11 protein-coding genes are annotated in these 13,298 nt (G+C 61.5%); 5 read left to right on the forward strand and 6 right to left on the reverse strand.

Going from position 1 to position 13,298, the window contains the following annotated elements; genetic code table 11:
- The first annotated feature begins 445 nt into the window (after positions 1-445).
- The 5 genes from GSQ76_RS22515 (at position 446) to GSQ76_RS22535 (ending at position 8,632) form a co-directional block, all read left to right on the forward strand.
- Positions 446-2,077, forward strand: coding sequence for a peroxidase family protein (locus tag GSQ76_RS22515; RefSeq protein WP_158746353.1), 1,632 nt, complete (start codon positions 446-448; stop codon positions 2,075-2,077).
- Positions 2,078-2,362: 285 nt separating this feature from the next.
- Positions 2,363-2,971, forward strand: a complete 609-nt coding sequence (locus GSQ76_RS22520) for a hypothetical protein (RefSeq protein ID WP_158746354.1) — start codon at positions 2,363-2,365, stop codon at positions 2,969-2,971.
- A 134-nt stretch (positions 2,972-3,105) separates the two neighbouring features.
- Complete coding sequence (locus tag GSQ76_RS22525; RefSeq protein WP_158746355.1) at positions 3,106-4,356, forward strand: cytochrome P450; 1,251 nt, start codon at positions 3,106-3,108, stop codon at positions 4,354-4,356.
- A 398-nt stretch (positions 4,357-4,754) separates the two neighbouring features.
- Positions 4,755-5,945, forward strand: coding sequence for a peroxidase family protein (locus GSQ76_RS22530; protein WP_216851228.1), 1,191 nt, complete (start codon positions 4,755-4,757; stop codon positions 5,943-5,945).
- Positions 5,942-8,632 (forward strand): patatin-like phospholipase family protein, encoded by a 2,691-nt coding sequence (locus GSQ76_RS22535; RefSeq protein ID WP_216851229.1) that lies wholly within the window; start codon positions 5,942-5,944, stop codon positions 8,630-8,632. Before GSQ76_RS22530 ends, GSQ76_RS22535 begins: the two co-directional genes overlap by 4 nt.
- Before the next feature lie 182 nt (positions 8,633-8,814).
- Here GSQ76_RS22535 and GSQ76_RS22540 read toward each other — a convergent pair whose 3' ends face one another.
- The 6 genes from GSQ76_RS22540 to GSQ76_RS22565 form a co-directional block, all read right to left on the reverse strand.
- A complete protein-coding gene (locus tag GSQ76_RS22540) occupies positions 8,815-8,973 on the reverse strand; it encodes a hypothetical protein (RefSeq protein ID WP_158746357.1) in 159 nt (52 codons plus the stop codon).
- Complete coding sequence (locus GSQ76_RS22545) at positions 8,970-10,205, reverse strand: CoA transferase (protein WP_335904927.1); 1,236 nt, start codon at positions 10,203-10,205, stop codon at positions 8,970-8,972. Before GSQ76_RS22545 ends, GSQ76_RS22540 begins: the two co-directional genes overlap by 4 nt.
- Complete coding sequence (locus GSQ76_RS22550) at positions 10,171-11,196, reverse strand: ABC transporter substrate-binding protein (RefSeq protein ID WP_158746359.1); 1,026 nt, start codon at positions 11,194-11,196, stop codon at positions 10,171-10,173. The genes GSQ76_RS22545 and GSQ76_RS22550 overlap by 35 nt, the downstream gene beginning before the upstream one ends.
- Before the next feature lie 57 nt (positions 11,197-11,253).
- Positions 11,254-11,988 carry an enoyl-CoA hydratase/isomerase family protein gene (locus GSQ76_RS22555; protein ID WP_158746360.1) on the reverse strand — a complete coding sequence of 245 codons (735 nt, stop codon included), beginning with the start codon at positions 11,986-11,988 and terminating at the stop codon, positions 11,254-11,256.
- A gap of 15 nt (positions 11,989-12,003) precedes the next feature.
- Entirely contained in the window at positions 12,004-12,267 is a 264-nt protein-coding gene (locus GSQ76_RS22560) for a hypothetical protein (protein ID WP_158746361.1), read from the reverse strand.
- 156 nt (positions 12,268-12,423) lie between these two features.
- On the reverse strand, positions 12,424-13,281 hold the full coding sequence (locus GSQ76_RS22565) for an ABC transporter permease (RefSeq protein ID WP_158746362.1): 858 nt from the start codon (positions 13,279-13,281) through the stop codon (positions 12,424-12,426).
- Positions 13,282-13,298 lie beyond the last annotated feature (17 nt).

Raw genomic sequence — 13,298 nt, forward strand, 5'->3', positions numbered from 1 at the left:
AGCCATCTGAGCTGAAGAAGTTCTCGTCGAAGACATGTGGCACGGAGGCGCCGGTCAAGTGGCTGCCTTCGCCCTCCATCAAGAAACGATGGTTGCTGACGAGATCGGCTTCTGTAGGGTCGGGCTCCGCCGGGCTGAAGTTTCGTCTATGCCGTCGATCAGGATCTTCCGCACAGGTAGGCCAGGCGGACAGCGGTCGCGCCTCTGTCCACTTCCGTTGATTTGGGATTAGCCGGTCGCGCCTGTGACATCGATCACGACGAAAACAAACAAGCCTAGCGCTCGACCGCGACGATGGCGGCTCTCCTCGCCGGCTGCATAGGCCAATGTCGTTCCGATACAAAAACCAGTTGACTTCGAAACGGCCTATCGTGCAAAAGGGCCTCAAAGGGAATACGTTTGTCTGGATAAGGCCTGTCGTTTCAAAACGGGATGGGATCATGCCATGAGCGCAAGCGCACACGGTTTCATCGGCTCTCATTTGCAGCCCTTTACAGAGCTGCTGCCACAGCGAACAACGACGTTTGATCCGCATGAGCTGCTCGCCTTGGCAAAGCTCATGAAAAGCCCGCCAGATCAGTCTGCGGACGGTCCAGATCCAGAGGAAAACCTGTGGGTACCGGCGGGCTACACCTATTTCGGCCAATTCGTGGACCATGATCTGACGTTCGACAGCACATCGTCGTTGAACCCGGCCGACCGGCCGCCGCAAGGCTCCCATATCCCATCGAACTTGCGCACGCCGCGCTTCGATCTGGACAACGTTTATGGCGACGGACCAGATGCGCAGCCGTTCATGTACGATACGGACGGCGCAACGTTGCTGACAGGCACGGACGACTTGCTTCGTGCGCCGAACAACCGGGCGATCATCGGCGATAAGAGAAACGACGAAAACTCAATTGTTTGCCAAATACAGCTGGGCATGATCCGCTATCACAATAAGGTGGTGGCGGCACTAAAGGCTGAACCTCCGGCAAGCTGGAATACGCCGAACAACTTGTTCACGTCGGCTCAGAATGAAGTTCGCTGGACTTATCAATTGATTCTCGTCCAGGATTTCTTGCCGCGCATCATCCAGAAGGATGTGCTGGCCGACTTCCAAGGAAAAGACCGGCACCAGCGGCGATTTGCTTACATTCTCTATACGCCTGACAAGCGGGCAAACCTGCCGCGCGAGTTCGTCGGTGCTGGGTATCGCTACGGCCACTCCGGCGTACGTACGGGCTACCGGCTTAATCCGACCAAAGCGCTCGACATCTTCCCGGGGACAGATCCCACAGCACCCCAGGAAAGTCTGCTGGGGTTCGATCCGCTGCCAACAAGCCATATCATAGAATCATGGCAACGCTTTTTCCCTGCGACGGGACCGGGTGCTGATACCGGTATCACAGGGCGAGTGACGGGCGGCGGTTCGCCGTCGCCGGCCGAACTGCAATACGCCTATAAGATCGATTCCACGCTGGTAGACCCGCTGGCTGCCTTGCCCGCTGATGTTCCGGAGCCGACAGCCGCAACGGAAGCTGCGGCGGCGATAGCGCCTGATCCTTTGCCGTTCGCTCCACTTGCCTCGCTTGCGCTTTTGAATCTTTTGCGGGGCAATGCCTATGGCCTTGCGACCGGCCAGGATTTCGCCCAGGCCCTGCGCTGGGCTGGGAAGCCGGTTGCGACCCTTACCCCGGCGCAAATGGTCGTCCGCGTGGCGACGGACGCGGTTCCGCAAGGTGTGCCAGTCGAACCCGGCGTTCAGGCCTTCCAATGGACGCCCGTTCCGGCGTCGCTAAGCCATAAGACTCCATTGTGGTTCTACGTGCTTGCGGAAGCGCAGGCCTCAGTACTCGCGGCGATCCCCGGCGATGCGAGCGGCGTGTTTTACGAGACATTGTTGCTGAACGGCCCCGGTGCGTTGACTCAGCTTGGCTGGGTGGGCGGTCGGATCGTCGCCGAGGTGTTCTACGGATTGCTCGACGAAGACCCGGACTCGGTATTCAACCATCCTGCCGCGGGCACTTTCAAACCACGACTGGCAGGTGGTCCAGGCGCCCTATTATGCATGAGGAATTTGCTGGACTTTTGAAACTCCAAAAGTCTCGAGACGACAACCATCATCGTCCTGGATCGCGTTTATGCGCAAAAACGCGCGATACTCAGTGCCGCGATGATCACCCGGCGCCTTGCCTACCTATTCGACTCGTGTGTGCTCGCTAAAGGCTCGATGGAGCCAAATCGAACACGAGGCCCGCGCGGTTCATGATACTGAATCGAGCTATACCCGATGAGTTTCCGCCTTTCCTTATTCGTTGCGATATCCTAACCTACATGGAACAATGAGTGGCCGAAAAGGCTGAGAAGGGACGACTCCATGCGGGGCGTGATTGTTGGCACGATAATGGTCTTATGCATGGCGTCAGCGGCTGTCGCGCAAACAGTGACGGACCCCACTGAGATTGCGTCCCGCCTCCATTTCTGGGCGCAGGACTCCGGTCAGCCGGTCTATTACGGCGAAGTCAGAAACGTCGACGCAAGAAGTGGTCAGATCTTGGGCCATTACCAATGCCTTGCCCTCGCTTTCATCAAAGACGAGGGTGGCGTCATCTCTTACGCGCACAAGATGTGGAGCAAGTCGCAGGATGGATCCTGCCACTATGACGATGTGACCTCGCGTAAGGTCGGCAATCATGGTGCTTGCGTCAAAGATTCGGAGGCTGGTTTCGGCGCCGCGGTGGGCACGGCGCGCATGACCAAAACCAATATCGATTACATGCACAGTATCTTCAGAACTGTTAATACCACCACGCGACGTGTCGGGGAGACGGCGGCCTGCATCCCGCCAAATGGCGTTGGCGCTGGTCTTTTGGTTATGAAGATCGAAAATGGCCGTCTCAAAATTATCACGAATCGCCCGCTGGACTACGAGGTGAATATCGATCCGCAAGATCCGGAACATCCTCCGACTCAGCCGGTCTTCTAGACGATTCAGTCGCACCCTCAAACGTCCGCCGGGAGGCCAGGTTAGGCATAGGGCTTGAGCCTTCTGGTATCTTTCTGACCCGGAAAGAGGATGCCTACTTTTTGACGACGCGTGTGCGTCGGGAGGTTGCTGAGATGGGCTTCCTAGATACGTTCGACAGCACGACCGATCCTACAGCCCAAACGGCGCAGTTCTTTGGTGCATTACGCACCGACTGGCGCGCACTGTTTGCCGAACTCCGCGAGACAAGACCCATCCTCGACTTGCCGCAGATGACGATCGTGTCGCGCTGGGCCGATGTGGTGGATATGTTGTCCCGCAACGAGACCTTCCAGGTGCCATACGCCCCGCACATGGATCCGTCAGTCGGCCCGTTCATGCTGGCGCGGGATGGCGCAGTCCAGAACTGGCGCGACAAAGCTGCAATGCGCACCCTGTTGCGTTGGGACGATCTGCCTGCAATCCGCGCCATAGCAGGCAATACGGCATCCGCCGCGCTGGGTGCGGCAACGCAAGGCGTAAGCGGTGTGTTCGATGTCGTCGCGACTGTCTCGCGGCTCGTGCCGTTGAAAACGGTGCAAACCTGTCTCGGCTTCTCCGGCCCCGACGACGCGACCATGCTCGCCTGGTCGCGCGCCACACAGGCCGACATGTTCCATAATCTGACCAACGTATCCGCGTTGTTGCAGGCCGACATCGCGGCCGGACAGGCGATGCAGGCCTGGGTCGCGAAATTCATCGACTCACGCCAGCCTTGGGCCGGCGCCACGGGGGATGACACCGTTTCGCGCCTGCTACGGCTGACCGGATCCGGGCTTTCCGGGCTCGACCGTCAGGGCGTCATCAGCAACATCTGCGGCCTGCTGGTTGGCGCGATCGAGACGACGTCGCAGGCGATCGTGAATGCGACCGAACAAATCCTGCTGAACCCGGCGCAAGCGGCACTGGCCACACAGGCCGCGCAGAAAGGCGATAACGCAGCACTGGACGCCATCGTGTGGGAGGCTCTGCGGTTTTCCCCGATGACCACCTTCGTGGTTCGGGTGGCGGCGCAGCCGGCGGTCATTGCGCCGGGCACCGACCACCAGGTTACGGTCCCGGCCGGGCGGGCAGTGGCAGCAGCGATAGGGTCGGCCATGTTCGACCCGGCGGTGTTTCCGGGGCCAGACGATTTCCAAACCCGCCCGCGCAATCTCTATCTCCACATGGGCTTTGGCGCGCATATCTGCCTTGGCCAGTATGTGGCCTACGAGATCATACCGGAGACGATTCGGCAGATCCTGCTCGTACCCGGCGTCCATTTGCTGCCACAGGGCGGGAGCATCGTGGACGCCAAGGGCGGCGCGTTCGCAGAATCGTTCAAGCTCGGCTTTGGCGCAGCTTGATGCCAGCATCGCTTCAGCCGCGGGACACGAGCCGCGATGGACTTCGCAACAAAGTCGAAGCCGCGGTTCTATCCGGGTTTGAGCCGTTTTGGGCGCTGGTCAACAGGACGCCGTGGATTGCACGGATTGCCAACCGGATTATCGTCAATAACGCCGTGCTGAAGGCGCCCTGCCGCCCCTTGGCGCTCAGTACTCAAGCGGCTACCACAAACTGGGCCACGCTGACCGACAGGACATGGTTTAGCCGCTATCTGCCACCCGCCCCGCAGGACCAACTGCCGCCGGCGGCGGACGTGGCCACTCTGTTCAAGCTGCGCCCGGACCGGCCACCGGTGCCATCCGATCGCTCCACCCTGCTGTTTCCGAGCTTCGCGCAGTGGTTCACCGACGGGTTTCTGATGACGGACACGGACCGCCGGCGCACGCGCACCAACCATCAGATCGATCTGTCTCAACTCTACGGGCTCAACGAGAGCGTCACCAATGCATTGCGGCGACGCAGTGAACTGCCGGGTGAGAAGGGTAAACTCAAATCCGTCATCTCCGCGACAGGCGAGTGGGCACCGGCACTGTACGACGCTGCTGGCAGGCGGGATGCGGCCTTCGCGCTCGTGCCCGAGCCAACCCATCTGCCGGGGAACTGGCCGATCGAAAAACGGGCAGCCTTGTTCGCGTTCGGGGGGGAACGCGCAAATTCCACGGCCTTCACCGCATCGGTCAACACGCTATTCCTGCGTGAGCACAACCGCCTGTGCACTATGCTCGAACGGGATAACCAGACCTGGACGGACGAGCGGGTGTTCCAGACTGCCCGTAACATCAACATCGTTCTGCTCATCAAATTGGTTGTCGAGGAATACATCAACCATATCTCACCCTACTGGATGAGACTGCTGGCCGACCCGACCCCGGCCTACACCGCAAGGTGGAACCGGGAAACCTGGATACCCGTCGAATTCAACCTCCTCTATCGCTGGCACAGTCTGGTGCCGACAGAGGCGATGTGGGGCGCCAAACCCGTCGACCTCGCCGGGTTGCGCTTCGACAATCGGACGCTCCTGCAGGATGGGCTCGTCACGGCCCTTGCTGGCGCAAGCCAGACCCGGGCCTGGCGGATTGGCCCGTTCAACACGGCGCCGATGCTCGAGATGGTGGAGGCGGCATCGATCCAGCAAGGCCGTGACAATCGGCTGGCCAGCTATAACGACTATCGGGTGCTCATGAAGTACCCCAGGGTGACGCGCTTCGAGCAGATCAACGGCGATCCGCTGGTGGTGAGCGAGCTTGCCCGGATATACGCCCATGTGGACCGGGTAGAGCTATTCACCGGCCTGTTTTCCGAGGAGTTGCCGCCGCGCTCGGCAGTGCCGCCGTTGATTGGCCGGATGGTCGCGGCAGACGCGTTCTCGCACGCGTTGACGAACCCTTTGTTGTCACCGGCCGTCTATCATGCGGGTACGTTCACGCCCGCCGGGATGGACGTGATCGAGAAAACTGCCACGCTCGCCGATCTCCTGGCACGCAACGACGAGGTGCCCGCTGGAACTCGCATTTCCATGGAGGCCGAGGGGTATCGATCCGTTGCGTGAGCACCGTCGTGTCGTCGACTGGTGCAACACCGCGACAGAGCATTGACCCTGAAGGGAAAGACGCCGTCATGAACGGAGCCGCCAAGGAAGAAGTGACAGGCGAGCCGCTGACTTTTGCCCAGGTGTCCGAAGCGGAGCGTGAGCTGCTACTTCCCGGCCAGCCGCCCACCAAGCCACTGGCCGCCCTCTGCTTGTCAGGCGGCGGCATCCGCAGCGCCACGTTTGCGCTCGGCGTGCTAGAAGCATTGGCCAGGTTCGAATTGGTCGGAAAATTTCATTACCTCTCAACCGTCTCGGGCGGTGGTTATATCGGGAGTTGGCTGACGGCCTGGCGAACCCATCAGGGGAATGATGGTCAGGTTTTCGCCGGACTGGACAGATTCAGAAGCCCGGACGGTAGGGAGGTTGCTCAAGTGCAGGGCCTCCGCTTCTACAGCAATTATCTGACCCCAAAACTCGGCGTGCTGTCGGCGGACACTTGGGCTGCGGTTGCCCTGGTACTGCGCAATCTCGTGTTGAATTGGCTGGTATTTGGCCCGCTATTTCTGAGCGTGTTGTTGGTGCCAAAGTTCGCCGTGAGCATGCTCGCCCTCCTTGGCCCGGGCAGTGCCACCACCCCGATTCCCTGGTTGGTCGTCGCGGCTGTCGCGGCAATCACCGGACTGGCGGTCGCGGTGCGGGGGCGGCTGCAGGGTGCGGGTGATTGGCTGAAGGATGGTCGCTTTCTATCCTGCGTCGCACTTCCATTGCTGATTGCGGCGATCGTGTCGACGTTTGGGGCGAACGCCTGGCTTCTTGCCCCGCTTCTGTCATCCGCGGCATTCGGTGCCGCAGCGGGTACGGGGGGGTATGCGCTTGCCTGGGGCATTGGCTTCGCCTGGTGGAGCGTGGCCGCTCCGCCAGCCAGCGCCACGCGCCCGAAAGTTGTCTGGTATGCGGACCTGCTGGCATTTGCGGCAACTGGCCTCGTTGCCGGACTGCTCTTCGGTGTGGGGCTGCATGTCGGGACCTTGCTTCTGCCCGGCTCCGCGGCGCTGCTGGTGTTCGGGCCCGGCTGGGCGCTACTCTCGTTCGCCTTTGCCGACGTGATCTTCGTAGGTTTGAATAGCTTTGCGGAGCGGGGGGATTGGGATCGGGAGTGGCTAGCCCGCTACGGTGGCTGGCTCCTGGCCCTGGGAGCGACTGTGAGCGTTGCTTGCGCGATCGACCTCTACATGCCGGGCGCAATGTTTTGGACGTGGGGCCGAGGCACCGCCTATCTGGCGAGCCTTGGCGTGTCCGGGGCGATCACGCTGCTCCTGGGACCCAGTCCGCTCACGGCGGCAACGACCGCGCGCAAGGCGGCCGAACCGTTCAAGTTGTCGGCGGTGGTGTCGGCTGCGGCGTTGGTGTTTGCCGCATGCCTGGCGGGTGCATTGTCGGCGTTGGACGACGAGTTGATCCGCGCGATCGCTGGCATAATCCCGTTTCGTTCGACCGGGCATGCGGATGCTTTCTTCGAGCTTCGCCATACCGCCTTGTTGCAATTCCTCGGTTTCGGGCTGCTTGCGATCCTGGCCTTTGTCGCGTCCTATTTCGTGAACGTGAACCGCTTCTCGCTGCATGCGCTCTACCGCAACAGGCTCGTGCGGGCTTTCCTCGGCTCAGCCCGCAGTAGCACCAATCCAGGCCGTGCACCGGACCCGTTCAGCGGCTTCGATCCAGATGACAACCTTCCGATGACGGCTACGCTGCCGCCGCGGCGGCCAGAGGGGATGAGGTTATTTCACGTTGTGAACATGACGCTGAACGTGGTCGCGACCGACAATCTCGCTTGGCAGGAGCGCAAGGCGGAGCCCTTCACCGTGACGGCGCTTCATGCCGGGAACAGCAACGTCGGCTATCGGGACACGAAATCCTTCGGAGGTCCGCATGGGGGGATCACACTCGGCACGGCGATGGCGATATCCGGCGCAGCGGTGAGCCCTAACTCGGGTTATCATTCCTCGCCGCTCGTGGGCATGCTGCTATCGCTGTTCAATCTCAGGCTCGGCTGGTGGCTGGGCAATCCTCGCGGAAGCGCATTTGACCGTGATGGACCCGTGCCGGGTTTGCGGCCCGCGCTCGAGGAACTGGCGGGGCAAACCACTGATCGTGGAAAGTGGATCTATTTATCAGACGGTGGTCACTTCGAAAATCTTGGCCTCTACGAGATGGTCAACAGGGGCTGCCGCATGATCGTTGTCAGCGACGCAGGGTGCGATCCGGACAGCGCATTCGAGGATCTTGGAAACGCCGTACGGAAGATCTACATCGACATGGGCGTCAGCATCGACTTCAAGACACTCGACATCCCGCCCAGGAAGACGCCGCCCGAGCCCGGTTTCTACTGCGCGATCGGCACGATCCGATATCCGAGCAATGATGAGACGGGATGGCTGCTTTATATCAAGCCCGGGTATCGTGGCCAGGAGCCAGCCCATGTTCGTAGCTACGCCATTGCCAACATGACATTCCCACACGAGTCCACCGGCGACCAGTGGTTCACAGAGTCTCAGTTCGAGGCCTACCGGGCATTGGGCGCGTATATTACGGAACTCGTGTGTACGGGCGGCTGGGGCATCGGGCCTGGCGAGCAAGCCCCCGAGATGGACCTTGATGACCTCATCAAACAAGCCCAAAGCTATTTGAATAGGATGCCCGCGTGAGGGGTGAGTGTTTCCACGACTTGGTCGACCAGTACACCGTTCCCCCTACGATTTCTCGCAGCTCAGCACCGGCATCGCCGCAGAGGGCGGACACGAGACCCGGTCGACACCAGCGAATATTCCAGTGAGCGCTGACAAATCCGGTTGATCCCCGAGCCGGGGTTAGCCGGTTGCCGACAGCGTCAAGGGGGACTTTTATGTCCGCGCTCGCCCCGGAGGCGGATGCCTAGGTCGTCCGTGGCAATGTCGCTTTTGGTGGCGGCGATCGTGGCCGGCGGCAGGTCGGCATACTCGGTGCGGAATACGTGATCGGCCAGCGTGAACGCCGGGTCCGTCATCATAGCAGAACGACCGACCGAGATTGCAGTGCTGTGGCGTCCGCCTCGGAATAGCCGATTTCATGCAAAATCGTTCGGCTGTCGCTGCCGAGTTCGGGCGGGGCACGATCAATCTTGCCCCCACCATGGGCAAGCTGGAATGCCGAGCCGACAAGGCGCACCGGCCCGTGCGCGCTGTCCACGGATTGCAACACCTGCCGATGGGCCAATTGCGGATGCTCGGCCACTTCCGCGACGCTCCAGACCGTGGAGCACGGGACGTCGGCCGCGGTCAGACGCTGCTCCCACACATGAGCCTCTTCGTTCGCCATCGCCGCCTCGATCGTCGCTCGCAGCGCGTCGACATTGGCCGCCCGCGCGGCCCAATCGCGGAACCGCGGATCCTCTAATGCATCGGCACAACCAAGCGTCCGCATCAATGCGATGTATTGCCGCTCCGTCATCACCGCCAACAGAAGCGCGCCATGACCAGCCTGGAAGAGATCGCCCGTGACCTTCCCGCTCGGCGACAAATTACCATTTCGTCCATGCTGAACGCCGGCCAGCGTATATTCGCACACTTGCTGGCCCAGAAAACCGACGCTGGCGTCCAACATGGACACGTCGACGAATTGGCCCAATCCCGTTCGCGTCCGCTGATACAGGGCGCTGGCGACGGCAAACGCAGCCGTCATGCCGGCGATCATATCGCTCAGCGGAAATCCCGCTCGCGTCGGGCCGCTAGCGGGATGGCCGGTGATCGACATGATGCCCGAGAGCGCCTGAATCTTTCCATCGAACGCGGCCGTCTTACTTTCTGGCCCGGACTGGCCGAACCCAGAGACCGCGACGTAGATCAATGTTGGGTTGATGTCACGCAATGCGTCATAGCCGATACCCAGACGGTCCATGACGCCGGGCCGGAAGTTCTCCCAAACGATATCCGCGGTTTTCGCCAGACGACGCACGATTTCGATCGCGTCGGGCTGTCGCAAGTCCAACGCAAGGCTGCGCTTGTTGGCATTCATCGCCTGCCAAGCCGGCGCCAGCTTGTGTGCAGCCCAATGTGGGTTGGCCCCGCCGTATCGCGAATCCTCGCCTTCCAGCGGCTCGATCTTGATGACGTCTGCGCCGAGCAGGGCATGTTGCAGGGTGCCGAACGGCCCGGCGATGTAGCGTGTGAAGTCCATAATGCGAACGCCATCGAATGGCCTGGCTGCATCAACCATGGGGAGGCTCCCAGGTTTTGGCTTCATTTTCCAGCGCAGCGCCGTCGAATTTACCGCATTGATCCTTGAACCGATGATCGGTCAAAGAAGCCATATCGGCCCGCTTCTGCAGTAGCCCGGCCTCTAAAAGAAGATCCGCGGTCGTTTGCAGCGCCTCGGTCGGCTCATAGCCGTACACCCCATCGACGCCAGGTATGGCCAGGCCGGACAGCCGCTTCTTCAGCATCGTGATCGCATCCGCCAATGCCTGATCGTCTGCGACGTTGGAGGGCTTCTGGTCGGGATATACCCGCCAATGGTTTAGCACGGTGGCCTTCGGGTTGGCGTTGGCGAACACGATCGCCTGGTAGAAGGCGCGGCAAAGGCCGCCAACCAGCTCCGGTTGCTTTTCCATGCTGTCCCGCCGGATCACGATGCCGGACATGCCAACCATGCTGTTCAGCGGCGAATCCAGGTCACGCAGCTTTTCATGCAGCAAAATCTCGATCACGGCATTGGGGCTGTCATATCCGGCGTAGGCCTGGACTGCGCCGCTGCGCAGTGCGCTGGCGGCCTGCGCACCCACGCCGATCGGCAGCCATTTCACATCCGTCTGCGGATCCAGCCCGGCCTTGGCAATCACCGCCCGGCCGTAGAGATAGGCTGCCGACCCAAAGCTCTGCGTGCCGATCGTTTTTCCCTTCAGCTCTTTCACGTCATGAATGGCGCTGGCAGCCGGCACCGAGACGCGAAAGTTATTGGTCGGATCGGCGCTGATGATGACGAGGCTCGGGTCCTTCTGTGCCGCGACAATCAGCGAGGACATGCCGCCCCAGTTGTAGAACGCATTCCCCGAACTGACCGCCTGCGCCGCCGCAGTTGCGCCGGCAGTCGCCTGGACCTTCAGCGTCACCTTCGCGTCCCGGCGGACCAGCCCGGCGCTTTCCTGCAGCGACGTATACGGCGCACTGGAAACGCTGATGGCCGGATCGGAGGTGGCGAAGACGATCGTCGGCAGTTCCGCACCGGATGCGGTCATGCAAAGCGCCAGTAAGAGTGCCATGGCGCCGGCACTGCGTGACAGCATTCCCATCGCTCAGCGCCCCGTGAAGCGCGGCGCGCGCTTTTCGCGATTGGCGGCCAGCCCTTCCTTCAGATCGTCGCTATTGCGCACGGCCGCCAGGCCGATCGTCGTCCGCATCATGCGCTCCACCGGGCCAGGCGGGATGATCTCTTCGACCAGCCGCTTCAGTGTCGAGAGCACCAGCGGCGCGCCTCCCAGCAATTGCTCCGCCATTGCCAGTGCCTCGGTCTCGTGCTGGCCATCGGGCACGACGCGGTTGACGAAGCCGACGTCGTACGCGCGTTGCGCCTTGACCTTACTCCCCAGCAGCATGATCTCCATCGCCAATTTATGCGGCATGCGCGACGCCAGCGAGCTGATCATCCCGCCTGTCAGGCCCAGCTTGGCCTCCGGATAATAGAAGATGGTGCTCTCGGTCGACACCATCAGATCGCACATCATGACCAGTACAATGCCGCCGCCGACGCACCAACCGGTCGTTGCCGCGATGATCGGCTTGTCTGTGCGAAAGCCGACGCCGGGAACGCAACGCCATAGCTCCGGTAGATCCGTCGTATCCGCGCCGGAGCAAAACGCGCGATCGCCGACGCTGCTGAGAATTGCCACGCGCTGATCGGATCGGTCGAATGCCTGAAATGCCTCCTGCAACTCGACCGCAACACGGGCGCTGATCGCGTTCATTTTGCCGGGCTGATTGAGCCGAATAATCGATATCGGACCGCGGGTTTCGACCTGAACAACGCTCATTGCTTTCGTCCCTGATTAATTTTCTACCGTGCCGGCCTGGGTCATTCGGTGCGAGTTGCCGGCATCGAACGCCACGATGACGAGGCTGGGATCCAGCATGGTCGCCGGGATTTCCGACGTAATGCCGCCCCATGTGTAGATGGCATTCCCGGCACTGACCGCCTGCGCCGCGACGGTTGCACCCGCCGTGGGTTGAACCTTCACCTTGACCCCGGCGTAACGCTCCGCCAGCCCGCTTGCCTGTTGCAGCGAGGTGTACGGCGCGGTTGCCACACTCACCGAAGGATCGCCCGAAGCGAAGATCACCTGCTTGGGTTGGGCGTACCTTGTCGATGCGGCGAAACAGCTCCAGATCGTGAGGGCGGCGCCGCATGGTCGTTTGACAGTCCGCATTCGCCTGCTTTCTTTGCCTCGCTACGGTTGCAATCCTGGGCGTCAGGCCCGGCGACGCAATCGAGTGGTGAGAAGTCCCATCAGTCCTTTCATCGCCAACCCGAGAAGCGCCAGGAGCAGCAGCACCGCGTACACCGCGGGCGTATCGCCCAGGAAGGTCCGCTGCTGGATGACATTGCCCAATCCGGCAGACGCACCCGCCAGCTCCGCCGCAATGGCGCCAAGCAGTGCCAGCACCAGCGCTACGTCGAAGGATGGAAGTATGAAGGCCATGGCGTTTGGAGCGCGCAGCAGCCGCAATTCCTGCCACGCGGACGCGCGCATGGACCGGAATAGGTCCACCAACGCTGCATCGACGGCGAGGAACCCCGCCAGCGTGTTGGAGAAGACGGGGAAGAAAGCCAGCATCGCCGCGATGATGACCTTCGGCGCCAGCCCATAGCCCAGCCAAGCCAGAAGCAGCGGCGCAACAGCAATTTTGGGAAACGTCTGGAATGCCAGGATGAGTGGATACAAACCCCCGCGCAGCGCGGCGAGATAGGCGAGCAGTGCACCGATTGTCACGGCAAACAAGCCCCCGACGCGGAAGCCGATCACGGTTTCCTCAAGTGTCGTCGCGATGTCGACCAGCCATTCGCCCCGGAACACACCGTGGCCGAAAGCCTGCGCCACCTCACCCGGCGTCGGCAGGATCAGCCGCGAAACATGGCTGAAGCGGACCAGGAGGAACCAAGTGCCGAGGACCAGAGCCAACGCTGCGACGAAGACCGTCAACGACGCCGAGGAGGGGAAGACTTTGCCGAATCTTTTGCCCAACCGCCGGCGGCGCTTCACCGTATTGCCCTCTGCAGGCCGCCGCGATACCGTGTCCGGTGCCAGTTCCAACTCGATCTGGCTCACTGCAGCAGCCCTTCAAA

Source organism: Acidisphaera sp. L21 (assembly GCF_009765685.1).
In the GTDB taxonomy this organism is placed as follows: domain Bacteria; phylum Pseudomonadota; class Alphaproteobacteria; order Acetobacterales; family Acetobacteraceae; genus LMUY01.

What these genes read in the sequence shown, in the direction of transcription:
- GSQ76_RS22515 (WP_158746353.1), top strand. Translation starts at nt 446, where the DNA reads ATGAGCGCAAGCGCACACGGTTTCATCGGCTCTCATTTGCAGCCCTTT.
- GSQ76_RS22520 (WP_158746354.1), top strand. Translation starts at nt 2,363, where the DNA reads ATGCGGGGCGTGATTGTTGGCACGATAATGGTCTTATGCATGGCGTCA.
- GSQ76_RS22525 (WP_158746355.1), top strand. Translation starts at nt 3,106, where the DNA reads ATGGGCTTCCTAGATACGTTCGACAGCACGACCGATCCTACAGCCCAA.
- GSQ76_RS22530 (WP_216851228.1), top strand. Translation starts at nt 4,755, where the DNA reads ATGACGGACACGGACCGCCGGCGCACGCGCACCAACCATCAGATCGAT.
- GSQ76_RS22540 (WP_158746357.1), bottom strand. Translation starts at nt 8,973, where the DNA reads ATGATGACGGACCCGGCGTTCACGCTGGCCGATCACGTATTCCGCACC.
- GSQ76_RS22545 (WP_335904927.1), bottom strand. Translation starts at nt 10,205, where the DNA reads ATGAAGCCAAAACCTGGGAGCCTCCCCATGGTTGATGCAGCCAGGCCA.
- GSQ76_RS22550 (WP_158746359.1), bottom strand. Translation starts at nt 11,196, where the DNA reads ATGACCGCATCCGGTGCGGAACTGCCGACGATCGTCTTCGCCACCTCC.
- GSQ76_RS22555 (WP_158746360.1), bottom strand. Translation starts at nt 11,988, where the DNA reads ATGAGCGTTGTTCAGGTCGAAACCCGCGGTCCGATATCGATTATTCGG.